Below are 14,897 nucleotides of genomic sequence, written 5' to 3'. Positions count from 1 at the left end.
ACGTGCCGGGGTCGGCTGCATCATCCTCGATGGGTGAATCCTGTTTGTTAACTTCGCTAAGCGACTCTTTCGGGACCTATGTCATGCCGAACCGAAAACACGGACCGAAGAACTTCTGTGCCGTGAAAACAACCCTGGTCTCACCCGAAAATCGGGTGAGACCAGGGTTTGTTGAAGAGCCGGGTTCGTATTGCGTGAGTGTCAGCTCGCGCGGTTCACTGCCGAAACCACGGCGCGCAGCGACGCCGTCGTGATTGACGTGGCGATACCCACACCCCAGACGACGGTGCTCTGACCGTCCGGGCCCGTCACGGCGCACTCGACGTAGGCCGCCGCTTGGGCGTCGTCGCCGGCGGACATTGCGTGCTCGGAGTAGTCGAGGACACGAACGTCGAAGTTGATGCTTCCCAGCGCGTCGACGAAGGCAGCGAGCGGGCCGTTACCGGTTCCCGAGATCTCCTGCTCCTTGCCGTTCACCTTGACGATGGCGGTGATGGCGTCGGTGCCGCCGTCCTCCTCGGAGGCGGTGACCTTCTGCTTCATGCGCTCGAGCGGGGTGACGGGGGCGAGGTACTCCTCGTGGAAGACGTCCCACATTTCCTTCGGCGAGACCTCGCCGCCTTCGCCGTCGGTGATCTTCTGGACCGACTGCGAGAACTCGACCTGCAGACGACGCGGCAGCACCAGACCGTGATCGGCCTTCATGATGTACGCGACGCCGCCCTTGCCGGACTGCGAATTCACGCGGATGACGGCCTCGTAGCTGCGGCCGACGTCCTTGGGGTCGATCGGCAGGTAGGGGACCTGCCAGAGAATGTCGTCGACGTCCGAGTCCTGGTTGTCGGCGTCGACCTTCATGGCGTCGAGGCCCTTGTTGATCGCGTCCTGGTGGCTGCCGGAGAACGCGGTGTAGACCAGGTCGCCGCCGTACGGATGACGCTCGTGGACGGGCAGTTGGTTGCAGTACTCGACCGTGCGACGGATCTCGTCGATGTTCGAGAAATCGATCTGCGGGTCGACGCCGCGCGTGAACATGTTCAGCGCGAGGGTGACCAGGCAGACGTTGCCGGTGCGCTCACCGTTACCGAACAGGCAGCCTTCGATGCGGTCTGCGCCGGCCTGGTAGCCCAGCTCGGCTGCAGCGACGCCGGTGCCGCGGTCGTTGTGGGGGTGCAGCGACAGGATGACCGAATCGCGGCGGGCCAGGTTGCGGTGCATCCACTCGATGGAGTCGGCGTACACGTTGGGTGTCGCCATCTCGACGGTGGCGGGCAGGTTCAGGATGACCGGGTTGGCAGGCGTCGCACCCAGGGTTTCGGTGACGGCGTCACATACTTCCTTGGCGTACTCGAGCTCGGTGCCGGTGTAGGACTCGGGCGAGTATTCCCAGCGCCAGTTGGTGTCCGGGTACTTCTTCGACTCGGCCAGGACCAGTTCGGCGGCGTCGGTGGCGATCTTCTTGATCGTGTCCTTGTCGGCGCGGAACACGACGCGGCGCTGCAGGATCGAGGTGGAGTTGTAGAAGTGCACGATCGCGTTCTCGGCACCTTCGCACGCCTCGAATGTGCGCTTGATCAGTTCAGGACGCGACTGCGTCAGCACCTGGATGGTGACATCGGACGGGATCGCGCCGTCCTCGATGATCTCGCGAACGAAGTCGAAGTCGGTCTGGCTCGCGGACGGGAATCCGACCTCGATCTCCTTGTAGCCCATACGGACCAGGAGATCGAACATGCGACGCTTGCGCGCCGGGCTCATCGGATCGATCAGCGCCTGGTTGCCGTCGCGCAGGTCAACGGCACACCACTGGGGTGCTCGGTCGATGATCTTGTCCGGCCAGGTGCGGTCGGGCAGCGTGACCGTCTCGACCTCTTCGGCGAACGGGCGGTAGCGGAACGTCGGCATCGACGAGTTCTTCTGCGTGTTCCACGCAGGCTGGTCGGAAGGTGCCGGCTTCGTGGGCGGGGTAATGGTGCGAGTGCCGGTGGTGAATGCGTCAGCGGGGGACATTGGTGTGATCTCCAGGATTGTGGACCTGGCCTGATGACCTGTTGGTCAAGACCATGAGTCCGGAAGGCTTGGTCGACCGGCGCACAAAAACCCCGCGGCGGGAGGCCAGTCTGGATCAGACCCCGTCGCGGCAACCAAGAAGGAGTGCGCGCTGCATGCACAGCACTCTACTCCTGGATTTCGCGAGAAATCGGTGGGGTTCGCCCTCATGTCCAATTTGTCGCCGAATTGTGCTGCCGTTTCGGCCTCGAAAATGGTGGACTGTCGTCCATGGATCCCCGAATCGCCGTGGCGAGCACGTACCTCGACGCGCTCCGTAGTCACGATGGCAGTTCCGTACCGCTGGCTCCGGACGCGGTACGTCACGAGGTCGGGTTGAAGACCGGATTTTCGGGGAATCATCTGCGGCGCAGCCTTTCCGGAGGTCCTCAGTATCGCGTGATCCGCGACATTCGTGAGGTGGAGTGGACGGTCGACGGGGACGACCTGACGGCTGACTACCTCCTTGACGCCGGGTTGTTCGGGCGCAACCTGATGACCGTTCGGGTTACCGAGACCTTCCGGATACCCGCTGACGATCACCGCATTCACCACATCACCGCGAAGATTCGACCGGCGCGCGCCAAGCACACGTGATGCGCTCGATCCGCTGGATCGTCTGTTCACTACTGATCGTTCTCGCTGGTCTCGGTTTTGCCGGCTCGGTGCTCGCGCTGTTCGTCCACACCCAGGTGAACGACACCGACAGCTATGTCGAGTCCGTTGCCCCGCTGGCTGCCGACCCCGCTGTCCAATCGGCGGTCGTTGATCGGCTGACCGAGGAATTGACGCAGCGGTTGGACGAGTTTCCGCAGGTGGTGACGAGACAGGCCGAGAGACTTGTTCGTGAGGCCGCTCAGTCGTTGGTCTCGAGCGACCAGTTTGCGACGCTCTGGACCGCGGCCAACCGTCGAGCGCACGCGCAACTTGCCGCGATGGTGACCGGCCGAGCCGCCGACGGCATAGTTCGGGCCGACGAAAGCGGAACGGTCACCGTCTCCCTCGAACCGGTCATGACGGAACTGAGGACGAACCTGCGCGATCGCGGATTCACCGTGATCGATCGCCTCCCGGCGCTCGATCCGCAGTTCGAGATCCTGCAATCCGACGAGTTGGTGCGGGCCCAGGATTTCTCGAACACTCTCGACCGAGCAGCAGCCTGGTTGCCGTGGGCGTCGGTGGCCTGCGCGATTGCGGTCGTCGCAGTTGCACCGGGGCGAATGCGCGCGCTGTCCCTGGTCGGGCTGGCGACGGCGGTGGCGATGATCGCCCTGCTGGTGGCGCTGGCCGTCGTGCGCCGGGTCTATTTACAGAATTCAGACATACCGTCGTCCGAGGCGGCTGTGGCGGTGTACGACGCGCTGGCAGTTTCCCTGGTCAGCAGTATCCGCGTGCTTCTCGCCTGCGGAGTTGCCGTCGCGGTGGTCGGTTACGTTGCCGGTGGTTCGCGTTCTGCGACGTTGATGCGAGCGCGGATCTCGCAACTGATCCCGCGCGGATCTGAGGCGAACAGCAGTACGCATCGGGAAGTCCCAGGACCACCTCGGTAAGCTCGACCTCTGGTATCTGTAAACAATTTCGACCTGGAGGTAGAAACGCGTGGCTCTCGTCGTCCAGAAGTACGGCGGATCCTCGGTGGCAACCGCCGAGCGCATCCGACGAGTCGCTGAACGGATCGTCGAGACCAAGAAGGCCGGCAATGATGTCGTCGTCGTGGTGTCAGCGATGGGCGATACCACCGATGAGCTGCTCGACCTGGCTCAGCAGGTGTGCCCTTCCCCGCCGGCCCGTGAAATGGACATGCTGCTGACCTCGGGTGAGCGCATCTCCAACTCCTTGGTAGCGATGGCAATTCACTCCCTCGGCGCCGAAGCTCGTTCGTTCTCGGGCTCACAAGCCGGAGTCATCACGACCGGCAGCCACGGAAACGCCAAGATCATCGACGTCACGCCGGGCCGTGTTCGCACCGCCCTCGACGAAGGCTCGATCGTTCTGGTCGCCGGATTCCAAGGCGTCAGCCAGGACAGCAAGGACATCACGACGCTCGGACGCGGTGGCTCCGACACCACCGCCGTGGCGTTGGCAGCTGCACTCAACGCTGACGTCTGCGAGATCTACACCGACGTCGACGGCGTCTTCTCCGCCGATCCGCGCATCGTCCCTGACGCTCACCGCCTCGAGACGGTTTCCTTCGAGGAAATGCTCGAACTCGCAGCGTGTGGTGCCAAGGTGCTCATGCTCCGGTGTGTCGAGTACGCCCGTCGTTACAACGTGCCTGTGCACGTCCGTTCGTCATACACCACCAAGCCCGGAACAATCGTGTCCGGATCGATGGAGGACATTCCTGTGGAAGAGGCCCTGATCACCGGAGTCGCGCACGATCGCGGCGAAGCCAAGATCACCGTTGTCGGATTGCCGGACACACCGGGACATGCTGCCAAGGTGTTCCGCGCTGTCTCCGATGCCGAGATCAACATCGACATGGTGCTGCAGAACATCTCCAAGGTGGAGACCAACAAGACGGACATCACCTTCACGCTGCCGACCGCCGACGGCCCCCGCGCCGTCGAGATCCTGACCAAGCGTCAGGAAGACATCGGCTTCACACAGATCTTGTTCGACGACCACATCGGCAAGGTTTCCCTGGTCGGTGCCGGAATGCGGAGCCACCCGGGCGTCACGGCCACGTTCTGTGAGGCACTGGCCAAGGCCGACATCAACATCGATCTCATCTCGACCTCCGAGATCCGCATCTCCGTGCTGGTCAAGGACACCGAACTCGACGACGCCGTGCGCGTTATCCACGCCGCTTTCGGTCTCGGCGGCGACGAAGAAGCTGTAGTACACGCAGGAACAGGACGGTAATTTCTGATGACAACAATCGCTGTTGTCGGTGCGACCGGTCAGGTCGGCATCGTCATGCGCACTCTGCTCGAAGAACGTAACTTCCCCGCGGACAAGGTGCGGTTCTTTGCATCGGCACGCTCCGCCGGTAAGAAGCTGACGTTCCGCGGCGAAGAGATCGTTGTCGAGGATGCCGAAGCAACGTCCGACGAGGATCTGAAGGGCATCGACATCGCCCTCTTCTCCGCCGGTGCGACGCTGTCTCGTGCGCAGGCTCCGCGCTTTGCCGCGGCCGGTGCGACGGTTGTCGACAACTCTTCCGCATGGCGCAAGGATCCCGAGGTTCCCCTCGTGGTCAGCGAGGTCAACCCGCAGGACACGAAGAACCTGGTCAAGGGCATCATCGCGAACCCCAACTGCACCACCATGGCAGCGATGCCGGTGCTCAAGGTTCTGCACGACGAAGCCGGTCTGCAGCGTCTGATCGTTTCCAGCTACCAGGCTGTGTCCGGTAGCGGCATCGCCGGCGTCGAGGAACTCCTCGGCCAGGTGCGCGCCGTTGTCGGTGACGCCGAGAAGCTGGTTCACGACGGCAGCGCCGTCGACTTCCCGGCTCCGAACAACTACGTCGCCCCCATCGCGTTCAACGTCCTGCCGCTGGCAGGTTCGCTGGTCGACGACGGAAGCGGCGAGACCGACGAGGATCAGAAGCTCCGTAACGAGAGCCGCAAGATCCTCGGACTTCCTGATCTGCTGGTTTCGGGCACCTGCGTGCGCGTTCCCGTCGTGACCGGACACTCGCTCGCGATCAACGCAGAGTTCGCGAACCCGCTCTCGGTCGCTCGTGCGAAGGAAATCCTCGCCGACGCTCCCGGAGTGGAGTTGGTCGAGGTTCCGACGCCGCTGGCCGCTGCCGGCGGCAACGCGTCGCTGGTCGGTCGTATCCGTCAGGATCCGGGTGTCCCGGAGGGACGCGGACTCGCGCTCTTCGTTTCGGGTGACAACCTCCGTAAGGGTGCCGCTCTCAACACGATTCAGATTGCCGAGCTGTTGGTCGGCTAGATCTTTCCTTCGGTACCGGCCCCGCACCTAGGTGTGGGGCCGGTGTCGTTTCAGCAGGAGCTCTAGTCGAGTTCGGAAATGGCGACCAGGCCGCCGAGGTACTCGGCATCCGAATACGCTTTGGCGAGAAGCACTCCGAGTTCACCAAGAGCTTCGTTGTCGCTGCCGTACGCGACAAACATGCCCGCTTCGGGATCGGTGCCGAAGCGGCCCTCCAGATGCGGTGCATCGCGGCCTACCACTGCGTGGGCGACCGACGCCCAGTCGTAGCCGGAGCCTTCGAAACCCTCTACCTGCTCGAATACCGCTGCTACCTTGCCGAAATGCTGGTCGGTGAGCATCAGTGACCAGTTGCCCGGAGACGTTTCGAAAAGCTGTAGCGGTTCGATCGATGGTGATGTCATGCGTGTATTGAAGCAGATCCGACCGACAGGTTTCAGTGGTCTGCTAACGCCCGACCGACTGAGCGAGCGCAACGGCAAAACTGGAAAGTCTTTCTCGGGTATAGGTTTCGGGGTCGCTGACGGCCAGTCGTCCGAGCATTTCGGCAAACGACATCATGGTGTGTGCGAGGAGAACCGGATCAAGGCCTTCGAGCTTCGGTTCGAGGGCAATCCCGGCACGCGCCAGTTCTTCGGCGCGGGCGAAGACAGCTCCGCGAGAGAGCTTCAGCAAGCCGTGATACTCGCTGGGGGCGTTCTCGACAGACGTCAGAATCAGGCGCCAGCGCGTCGGGTTCTCCAGTACGGCGTCGACGAAGGCGCCAACGGTTCCGGTGTATGACGCCGCTGGGCCGAGTTCGCTCAGATCCGTCGGCATGGTTTCGAGCACCTGAGCGATGGCTCGCTCGTGCTCGCGGCGCAGGAGTGCAGCGACGAGATCGGTCCTGGTATCGAAAATCGTGTAGAGGACGGGCTTGCCGACGCCGGCTTCGGCAGCGACGGATTCCATGCTGAGGTTGTGCAGGCCTACGCGGCCGGTGACCTCGAATGCTGCGTCGAGCAGCTGTTCGCGTCGTTGCTCGGGCGCCATGCGAGGGGCGTATTTGCGTCGCGGTGTATCCGTTGCGTCAGCTTGTGACCTGGTCATCGTGTGCCTCACCTCCGCTCCCACCCTAATCTGCCTGCCAATTCTTCGTGAATCATACGCAACCGTTGTATTCGTCGTCATCAATTGTTACGGTGGCGTTGTATTCGAAGAGGCGGTCAGTGAGGCGCCTCTGCCGAGATCTCTAGGAGAACAACCGCGATGACAGCGTCGACCTCTTTGGTGCCGAATGATCTGTTGCTCCATCCCTCCACTTACGATCGGCCGGAATTCGACGCGACCACGCGGAGACTGCTGGGCGCGACCGTCGACTGGTTCGAGGCGCGTGGAAAGAATCGACTTCTGGCCGACTATCACGACAAGACCTTTTACTCCGACTTCCTCGACTTCGCGGCAAAGGAAGGCCTGTTCGCGACTTTCCTGACCCCCGCCCGCGACAGCGGCGGTGACTCCGACAAGCGCTGGGATACCAGCCGTATCGCCGCGCTGTCCGAGATCCTCGGCTTCTACGGACTCAACTACTGGTACCCGTGGCAGGTGACCATTCTCGGCCTCGGGCCGGTGTGGCAGAGCGACAACGAGACTGCAAGGGCGCGAGCAGCTTCCGCTTTGGCTTCCGGAGGCGTTGCGGCATTCGGATTGTCCGAGAAAGAGCACGGCGCCGACGTCTACTCCACCGACATGGTCTTGACGTCGAACGGCAGCGGCGGGTACCTGGCCAGCGGTTCGAAGTACTACATCGGAAATGGCAACTGCGCCAACACGGTCTCTGTCTTCGGTCGTGTCGACGGAGTGGAGGGCGCCGATCAGTACGTCTTCTTCTACGCCGACTCGGACCATCCGGCATTCACCGTGGTGAAGAACATCGTTCCGGCCCAGATGTACGTAGCGGAGTTCTCACTCGCCGAATATCCCGTTGTGGCAGAGGATATCCTGCATACCGGCGAGGCAGCATTCAGTGCCGCGCTCAACACCGTGAACATCGGAAAATTCAACCTGTGTTTCGGCGGAATCGGTATGTCGACTCATGCCTTGTACGAGACGATTACCCACGCGCACAATCGAATCCTGTTCGGCAATCCCGTCACGGCGTTCCCACACGTACGACGTGAATTCGTCGACGCGTACGCGCGCCTGCTGGCGATGAGGCTCTTCTCGGATCGTGCGGTGGACTACTTCCGCACCGCATCGCCCGAGGACCGCCGCTACCTCTTGTTCAATCCCGTCACCAAGATGAAGGTGACAACCGAGGCACAGAAGGTGATCGGACTGCTCTCCGACATCGCTGCGGCAAAGGGCTTCGAGAAGGACAGCTACCTCGCGGTGGCCAAGATGGATGTCGACGGGCTGCCCAAGCTCGAGGGGACCGTCGCCGTCAATCTCGCCCTGATCGCCAAGTTCATGCCGGCGTACCTCTTTGCCCCCGAGTCATTTCCGGCGGTTCCGACGCGTAACGACGCAGCCGACGACGAGTTCCTGTTCCGTCAGGGCCCGGCACGGGGGTTGTCCAAGGTTCGATTCGACGACTGGCGAGCGGTGTACGCGAAGTTTGCGGATGTTCCCAACGTCGCACTGTTCGTGGAGCAGGCCGAAGCTCTCGTGACCCTCCTTGCCGAAGCTGCACCGGATGCGGCGCAGCAGGTCGACTTGGACTTCGGCCTGGCGATCACCGAACTCTTCACCCTCGTCGTCTACGGTCAGTTGATCCTCGAACAAGCCGAGATCTTGGGATTGGACGAGGGGCAGCGGAGCGATGGGGTGCTGGATCAGATCTTCGACGTCCTGGTCCGCGACTTCAGTGCTGCAGCGGTGGAGTTGTACGGAAAACCCAGCGCCAGTGAAGATCAGCAGCGGTTGGCTCTCGCATCTATTCGGCGCCCCGCGTTCGCGGCCGAGCGATTCGAGTACGTCTGGCAGCAAGTAGTCGCCTTGTCTGGTGCCTACGAAATGAACTGTGCAGGGTCAACGAACGGGGAGGAATGAAATGTCTGAACTGACGATGAATCGACCGCGTGAGGATTACGGCTTCTTCGGCCCAGGATCACCCAGTTGGAAGATCTGGGCGGCTCCGACAGCATTGATCGGTTTCCAGCGGTCAGTGGTGCTCGAGCACTTCGACCCCTTCCTTGCTGCCGCGGTGGCAGATATGAGCGGGATCTACAGCGATCCCGCCGGGCGACTCGACCGAACCTTGGCGTACTTCCTGACCGTCGCCACTGCCGACGGGCGGACGGCACTGGCGTTGTCCGACCATCTCATGACGGTTCACGCTCAGGCCACGGGTATCGAACCGATCACCGGAACTCGTTACAGTGCAAACAATCCGGCGTCACAACTGTGGATCCACGTGACCGGTTGGCATTCGGTGCTCAAGTGCTACGAGATGTACGGGCCGGGCCCACTCTCCGCCGTCGAAGAGCAGCGGTACTGGGAAGAATGCGTGATCGCTGCCGAACTGCAGACATGCAAAGCGTCCGACGTTCCGCGCTCGCGAGACGAGGTACGGGAGTACTTCGCTGAAGTCAGGCCCAGATTGTGTACCTCCGAGCGTGCCAACCGGGCGATGCACTACTTGTTGAGAACGCCAAGGGCGCAGGGGAAGACGAAGTTCGCGGCGTTCAGCCGATTGGTCGCGCCGGCCACTATTGCAACATTGCCGGGCTGGATGCGAACCATGGGCGGCTTCGATCAACCCGCTTTGTTGGACAGGGCAATTGCGCCCGCGGTGCGAACTGCGGTCCGGGTCGGCAGTTCACCGAAGAACATGACCACTGCTCTGAAGGTCATCGCGCCGATGACTGGCAAGGTGTTGGAGCGCCACCTGCGTGACGAGCAACCCCTCGACCCGAGAGTTGTCACCCCGGCGGAGATTCGGGAGCGATTCCCACGCGCCACCAAAGTTCCGCAGGCGGTCTGACGGAATTCACGGCTTTCGGCACCGCATCGAGATCTGCTCGATGCGGTGCTGGCACGTGTTCTGTTGTGCCTGAGGAGTACTACCTCAGGTTTTGAATGTGGTGTTCGCCGGCCGCGGGTGCTGCTGCGGGTCGATCGAGGGTGGTGGGATGAACCACGGTTTGTTGTCGACGCCGATGCGGATCACCCACTTCCCGACGAACCCGGCTTTGCGGTGCATCAACCGATGATCTGAACGGCACAGCAGGACAAGGTTGTTCATCACCGTGGGGCCACCGTTGGCCCAGTGCCGGATGTGGTGCGCGTCGGTCCACGCGGGCACACACGTGCAGCCCGGGAAAGCGCAGCCTTTGTCTCTCGCGATCAGCGCCACTCGCTGCTCGGCGGACACCAACCGTTTCCCGGGTTTCGCATCCAACGGCGCGCCGTGACCGTCGAGCAGCACCGTGGACAGGAAACAATCACACCCGAGAAGCCTTGTCTGCGAGACGGACAGTGGTCCGAGCCACGGCATATGTCCGACATCAAGATCCGACACAGCCACTCCGTCACCAGAAGCAGCGGGTGCGGCGGCGCAGTCCCGATGCTCCGCGAGATCACGTGCGTTGATGTGCACGTTCACGTGCGGCCGCTGACCACCATCGGTGCCGGTTTTGGCGCATTCCAGATAGCGGCGGATCAGTTCGGTGAACCCGTCCGCGGTCCGCTTCGCCGCCGACCGGGAATCCGGGGTTCCATCGGGTGCCGGGGTGGGCATCGTCAGATTCGACAGGGCCGATAGCAGCATTTCACCGGTGAGAGCATCGAAATCACCGCGCACCACCACTCGACCGTTCAGTGTCGATGCGATCCGCAACTCGTTGCGGTCGATGTCTTCGGCGGGTGGAATCTCATCGGATTCGAAGATTCGCTCCAAGGTCGCGATAACACTCCGGACTTTCGTGGTCGTCGACTCCACGCCCGACGCAGCAGCCAACAACAAATCGATGCACTTCGGTAGCGCTTCCTCCGGCATCCCCTTCGGTGGTGATTCGCAGAACGCCACGATCAACACGGCATGCTCGAACGAGCAGTCCCCGACATCGAACCGAGCAGCCACCGCGGGAAACGGCCGCAGCGCCGCACCGAGGGCGGCGATCTTCTTCCCGTCCCGGATCTGCAGCATCGTGTTCGCCGCCAACCAGGACCCCACTCCGCGGCTGGCAATCACCTGATCATCCGGGCGCATTGAGAGTTCGTCGACCACCGCCACCCGAACAGCCTCGAGACGAAGAATCTCCGCGCTCGCCGACACCGCAGCAGCACGCAACTCAGAAGCAGGCAACCGCCACAGGCGTCCGCGCAACCCCACCGCAGAACCCGACACCACATCCGACAACAGAACACTCATTGAATCCCCCGATCCCCTACACACAAGAATACTCGAACATGCGTTCGAGTCAAGAGTGTTTTCGAATCCTCGATTCGATCCCGTCAAGGAGGATCTGTAGGCCCTGAGTAAATGACTCTTCGGTTTCTCGTTCGAGATAGAAGTCGCCGCCCGGTATCGGTGGTGCCTCCCGACCCAACTGCACCGTGTGGGGGAAGTCGTCCGCGAAATCCGGTGCAGCATCGGCCAGTGCAGCAGAAGACTCTGCCCACCAATGAGATTCGGAATCTCCGATGGTCGAGGCGCTCCGGATCTCAGCTAAGGTCCGCGCGGACCCCCGGATGAAATGGAAAAGCATGCTCACCGATCTGCGGATGGTCGGAGCATCGAGACCCGTGGAGTAGAGAATGGACAGGAGTGATTCGAGTCCTGCCTGCTCGTGCGGACCCAGGACGGGGCGCGCCAACGAGACATCCAATGTCCACGGATGGCGTGTATGTAGGGCGAAGAGTGCGGCGGCCCAGTCGGACAGTGCCATGCGCCAGTCGCCGGTGTCTGCGATCGGCGGTAGCTCGGCATGCACCCGGTCGTACATCAGGTCCAGTAGTTCGTCCTTTCCCGGTATGTAGGTGTACAGAGACATCGCAGTGCGGCCGAGGTGGTCGCCGATCATGCGCATCGACAACGGTGTCGTGGGGTTGGCGTCGGCGACTTCGATCGCGGCGTCAACGACTGAGTCCGTGGACAGCGCGGGCTTCGGTCCTCGGCGGCCGGAAGGCGTCTCGGGTTGACGCCACAGAAGTGAAATCGTGCGTGCGATATCGCGTCGGCCTGCCTGTTTGTTCATCTTGTCGCTTTCGTGGAGTCGCGCTATTCTTAATTGCTTTACAGTGTAAAGATTTGGGAGTGGGCATGGTTGAGGCAAGACTTCACGACGGGACAACTATCGATGTCGAGGTTCTCGGACATGGCCCCGCCGTGCTGATGCCCGTGAATCCGATTTCGGCTGCCGGCATCAAGGCTGACGAACTGCGCGCCTGGGGCGTTGACCCCTCGCTCGGTCGAACGTTCATGGAAGGGTTGGCGTCGAACTTCACTGTGGTTGCCTTCGACTACGAAGGGCACCGGATGGCGTCGCCCGCTCCGGACACGCTCACTCCCGACAACATCACGTCCGACATTCTGGCTGTGGCGAATTCGGCTGGGATCGACCAGTTCGCCTACTACGGATACTCCTGGCTGGCTCTGCGCGGATTGCAGTTGGCGCTGCGCACCGATCGTCTGACCGCACTGGTCATGGGTGGTTTCCCGCCGGTGGATGGGCCGTACAAGGCGATGCTCCAGGTTACCGAAGCTACACACCGCATGACGAGTGAACCGCCCCAGCGCACATCACAACCCACGGCATCATCAGACGAGTTCGATTGGAACTCCATAGACATTGCGTTGACCGGAGCGCAGACCCGGCAGTTCGTGACGCTGTACCGCGCACTTGGTGAATTCGACGATCGAACAATACAAGGGCGCATCCTTTGTCCGCGAATGTGTTTCGTCGGTTCGCAAGACGTCATCGAATACGGTGACCGATGGGGTGGGGTACGGGTCGCGCCGGCCGATCTCGACCTCGACGCCGCTCGGTCGGCAGGGTGGGATATCGAGGTACTAGACGGTCTGGATCACACGCAGGCAATGCAACCGGCTCATGTTCTGCCCATTCTCAAACCTTGGTTGGAGAAGGTGGTCGGTGTTTGACCGTGCGAGCACACGGGTAACCCGCTCCGGATGCCGTCAGCGTGAGGGGGCCGTGAGTGGACGAGTCACACAAGATCCGTCGACGATCGTTTGTTCAAGGGCTTGGCTTGCTGGCCGGCCTGAGTGCATTGTCCGCTGGATCAGCGACAGCTCGACCCCCTGACATCGATCCGCTACGCCCATTCCAACTTCCGTCACCCCGGCTGGAACCGTTTCGGGAGACCCTTCCTGTTCTGCCGGGCATTTCGGGTGGCAACCTGGAGCTTCGCGCGGCTTCGTCGATGCACCGTTTCCATCCGGACCTACCGTCGTCGCCGTCGCTGGGTTACGGCGGAATGGATTATCTGGGCCCCACCATCGAAGCTCACGTCGATCAGCTCGTCACAGTCCGATATGCCAATGACATTTCTGCGTATCCGCTTGCCGCGGATGTCGATCCGGGTCTGCACGGCGTCAGCGACCTCGACCGCACACAGGTCCCCACCTCGCTTCACCTGCACGGAGGAGTTACTGCACCACAGTTCGACGGACATCCGGAGTTGATCCAGCGTCCGGGCGAAGGTTTGGTCCACGAATACACGAATGGTCGTGCCGCCGGCAATCTCTGGTACCACGATCACGCCATGGGAATGACGCGCCTCAACGTCTACGCCGGATTGGTCGGGATGTATTTTCTCCGTGACGACGTTGACACGGGCGCCGCCGGGAATTCTCTCGGCCTGCCGACCGGTGAGTTCGAACTCCCGATGATTCTGCAGGACAAGGTATTCACTTCCGACGGTCAGCAGAGTGTCCGTTCCACGTGGCTCACTCCGCAAGGTTCATGGGATCCGGCGACCCCCGGTGACGTTGGCGTGGTGAACGGCGTCGTGTGGCCGAAAGTGGAGGTTGCCCGCGGCCTGTATCGATTGCGACTGCTCAACGCCGCAACCTATTCGGTGTGGAATCTGCATTTCGCAAATCGTATGCGGTTCTGGGTGATCGGGTCCGAAGGCGGTTTACTGGCCGCTCCGGCGCCGACGGATCACGTCCGGTTGAGTCCGGGTGAACGCGCTGATCTGCTGGTCGACTTCAGTATGCTCGAGCCGGGCACAACGGTGGAATTGCGCAACGACGAACCGGTACCCCTTGCGGTGGCTCAACGCGGCACGCAGGTGATGCCGGTGTTCTGTCGGTTCGACGTGGGCAGCGCAAAGGGATTCACCGGCTCGATCCCGCAGCAGCTGAATTCCGTTGCCGCCGAACCGGCGTCCCCGGATGTGGTGCGAAATCTCACGATCATGCAGCTGTCGCGTCCGTCGGATTACCCGTCGATCACTATGTCGCTCAACAATTTGAGGTTCACCGATTCGGATATCGAACTGCCACGTCAGGGGGCCGTCGAGCAATGGAATCTGATCAACATCACCACGGAACCACATCCGATTCATCTGCACCTGGTGGCGTTCCGCGTTGTGGGACGCCAGAGCCTCGACACTGCAGCACTGATGCAGCGGTATCCGGTGCCTGACTTGGGGGTCCGGTGGACGCCGTCGGCGGAGGAATTCGTGACCTCTTCGCTGCGGCCTCCCGAAGTGTGGGAAACGGGGGAGAAGGACACGGTCATCGTGGATGCCAACTCGATCACCCGCGTGATCGTGCGCTTTCCGACGGCCGACGAGTTGGGCTTCGATCCGGATGCAACTTTCGCGAGAGGTTCCATGGCAGATCACTCGGCGCACGGAGAAGCTGGCATGGGGGACTTGCAGGGGTACGTCTGGCACTGCCACATGCTCGATCACGAAGACCACGACATGATGTTGCGATACCGGGTGGTGACGTAGCCTTCAAAGGGAGAAAAGTTCCCAGAGGAGGCAGC

The 14,897-nt window shown here is 62.0% G+C and carries 13 protein-coding genes; 8 read left to right on the top strand and 5 right to left on the bottom strand.

Going from position 1 to position 14,897, the window contains the following annotated elements:
• Positions 1–201: 201 nt before the first annotated feature.
• Positions 202–2,010, bottom strand: a complete 1,809-nt coding sequence (gene leuA, locus AC1DWA_RS09680; protein WP_019746565.1) for a 2-isopropylmalate synthase — start codon at positions 2,008–2,010, stop codon at positions 202–204.
• A gap of 270 nt (positions 2,011–2,280) precedes the next feature.
• On the opposite strand from leuA, the gene AC1DWA_RS09675 reads away from it, so the two are divergent.
• From AC1DWA_RS09675 to AC1DWA_RS09660, 4 genes are read left to right on the top strand one after another with little or no spacing between them, the layout of a single operon-like run.
• Complete coding sequence (locus AC1DWA_RS09675) at positions 2,281–2,646, top strand: DUF8021 domain-containing protein (protein WP_003943492.1); 366 nt, start codon at positions 2,281–2,283, stop codon at positions 2,644–2,646.
• Positions 2,646–3,599 carry a hypothetical protein gene (locus tag AC1DWA_RS09670; protein WP_477846651.1) on the top strand — a complete coding sequence of 318 codons (954 nt, stop codon included), beginning with the start codon at positions 2,646–2,648 and terminating at the stop codon, positions 3,597–3,599. Before AC1DWA_RS09675 ends, AC1DWA_RS09670 begins: the two co-directional genes overlap by 1 nt.
• A 49-nt stretch (positions 3,600–3,648) precedes the next feature.
• Positions 3,649–4,914 carry an aspartate kinase gene (locus AC1DWA_RS09665; RefSeq protein ID WP_019746567.1) on the top strand — a complete coding sequence of 422 codons (1,266 nt, stop codon included), beginning with the start codon at positions 3,649–3,651 and terminating at the stop codon, positions 4,912–4,914.
• A gap of 6 nt (positions 4,915–4,920) precedes the next feature.
• Positions 4,921–5,955, top strand: coding sequence for an aspartate-semialdehyde dehydrogenase (locus AC1DWA_RS09660; protein ID WP_019746568.1), 1,035 nt, complete (start codon positions 4,921–4,923; stop codon positions 5,953–5,955).
• A gap of 62 nt (positions 5,956–6,017) precedes the next feature.
• Here AC1DWA_RS09660 and AC1DWA_RS09655 read toward each other — a convergent pair whose 3' ends face one another.
• On the bottom strand, positions 6,018–6,359 hold the full coding sequence (locus AC1DWA_RS09655; protein WP_021332919.1) for an Imm51 family immunity protein: 342 nt from the start codon (positions 6,357–6,359) through the stop codon (positions 6,018–6,020).
• A 43-nt stretch (positions 6,360–6,402) separates the two neighbouring features.
• Complete coding sequence (locus AC1DWA_RS09650; protein WP_020905924.1) at positions 6,403–7,044, bottom strand: TetR/AcrR family transcriptional regulator; 642 nt, start codon at positions 7,042–7,044, stop codon at positions 6,403–6,405.
• Positions 7,045–7,203: 159 nt separating this feature from the next.
• Here AC1DWA_RS09650 and AC1DWA_RS09645 point away from each other — a divergent pair, with 159 nt between their 5' ends.
• Together AC1DWA_RS09645 and AC1DWA_RS09640 are read left to right on the top strand one after the other, a co-directional pair.
• On the top strand, positions 7,204–8,985 hold the full coding sequence (locus tag AC1DWA_RS09645; RefSeq protein ID WP_029254305.1) for an acyl-CoA dehydrogenase family protein: 1,782 nt from the start codon (positions 7,204–7,206) through the stop codon (positions 8,983–8,985).
• A 1-nt stretch (position 8,986) separates the two neighbouring features.
• Positions 8,987–9,919, top strand: coding sequence for an oxygenase MpaB family protein (locus AC1DWA_RS09640; protein ID WP_019746572.1), 933 nt, complete (start codon positions 8,987–8,989; stop codon positions 9,917–9,919).
• An 84-nt stretch (positions 9,920–10,003) separates the two neighbouring features.
• On the opposite strand, the gene AC1DWA_RS09635 is transcribed toward AC1DWA_RS09640, so the two are convergent.
• Together AC1DWA_RS09635 and AC1DWA_RS09630 are read right to left on the bottom strand one after the other, a co-directional pair.
• The gene (locus AC1DWA_RS09635) at positions 10,004–11,308 is read right to left on the bottom strand and encodes an HNH endonuclease signature motif containing protein (RefSeq protein WP_477846650.1); all 1,305 of its coding nucleotides are present in this window, start codon (positions 11,306–11,308) and stop codon (positions 10,004–10,006) included.
• A gap of 49 nt (positions 11,309–11,357) precedes the next feature.
• A complete protein-coding gene (locus tag AC1DWA_RS09630; protein WP_355335713.1) occupies positions 11,358–12,134 on the bottom strand; it encodes a TetR/AcrR family transcriptional regulator in 777 nt (258 codons plus the stop codon).
• 65 nt (positions 12,135–12,199) lie between these two features.
• Here AC1DWA_RS09630 and AC1DWA_RS09625 point away from each other — a divergent pair, with 65 nt between their 5' ends.
• On the top strand, positions 12,200–13,039 hold the full coding sequence (locus tag AC1DWA_RS09625) for an alpha/beta fold hydrolase (protein WP_046377827.1): 840 nt from the start codon (positions 12,200–12,202) through the stop codon (positions 13,037–13,039).
• A 56-nt stretch (positions 13,040–13,095) separates the two neighbouring features.
• Positions 13,096–14,862 (top strand): multicopper oxidase family protein, encoded by a 1,767-nt coding sequence (locus AC1DWA_RS09620; RefSeq protein ID WP_020905930.1) that lies wholly within the window; start codon positions 13,096–13,098, stop codon positions 14,860–14,862.
• Positions 14,863–14,897 lie beyond the last annotated feature (35 nt).

It is taken from the genome of Rhodococcus sp. P4_F3_2, from assembly GCF_056401335.1.
The sequence above is the reverse complement of the archived record's forward strand: the minus strand, read 5'-3'. Positions and strand labels throughout refer to the sequence as shown.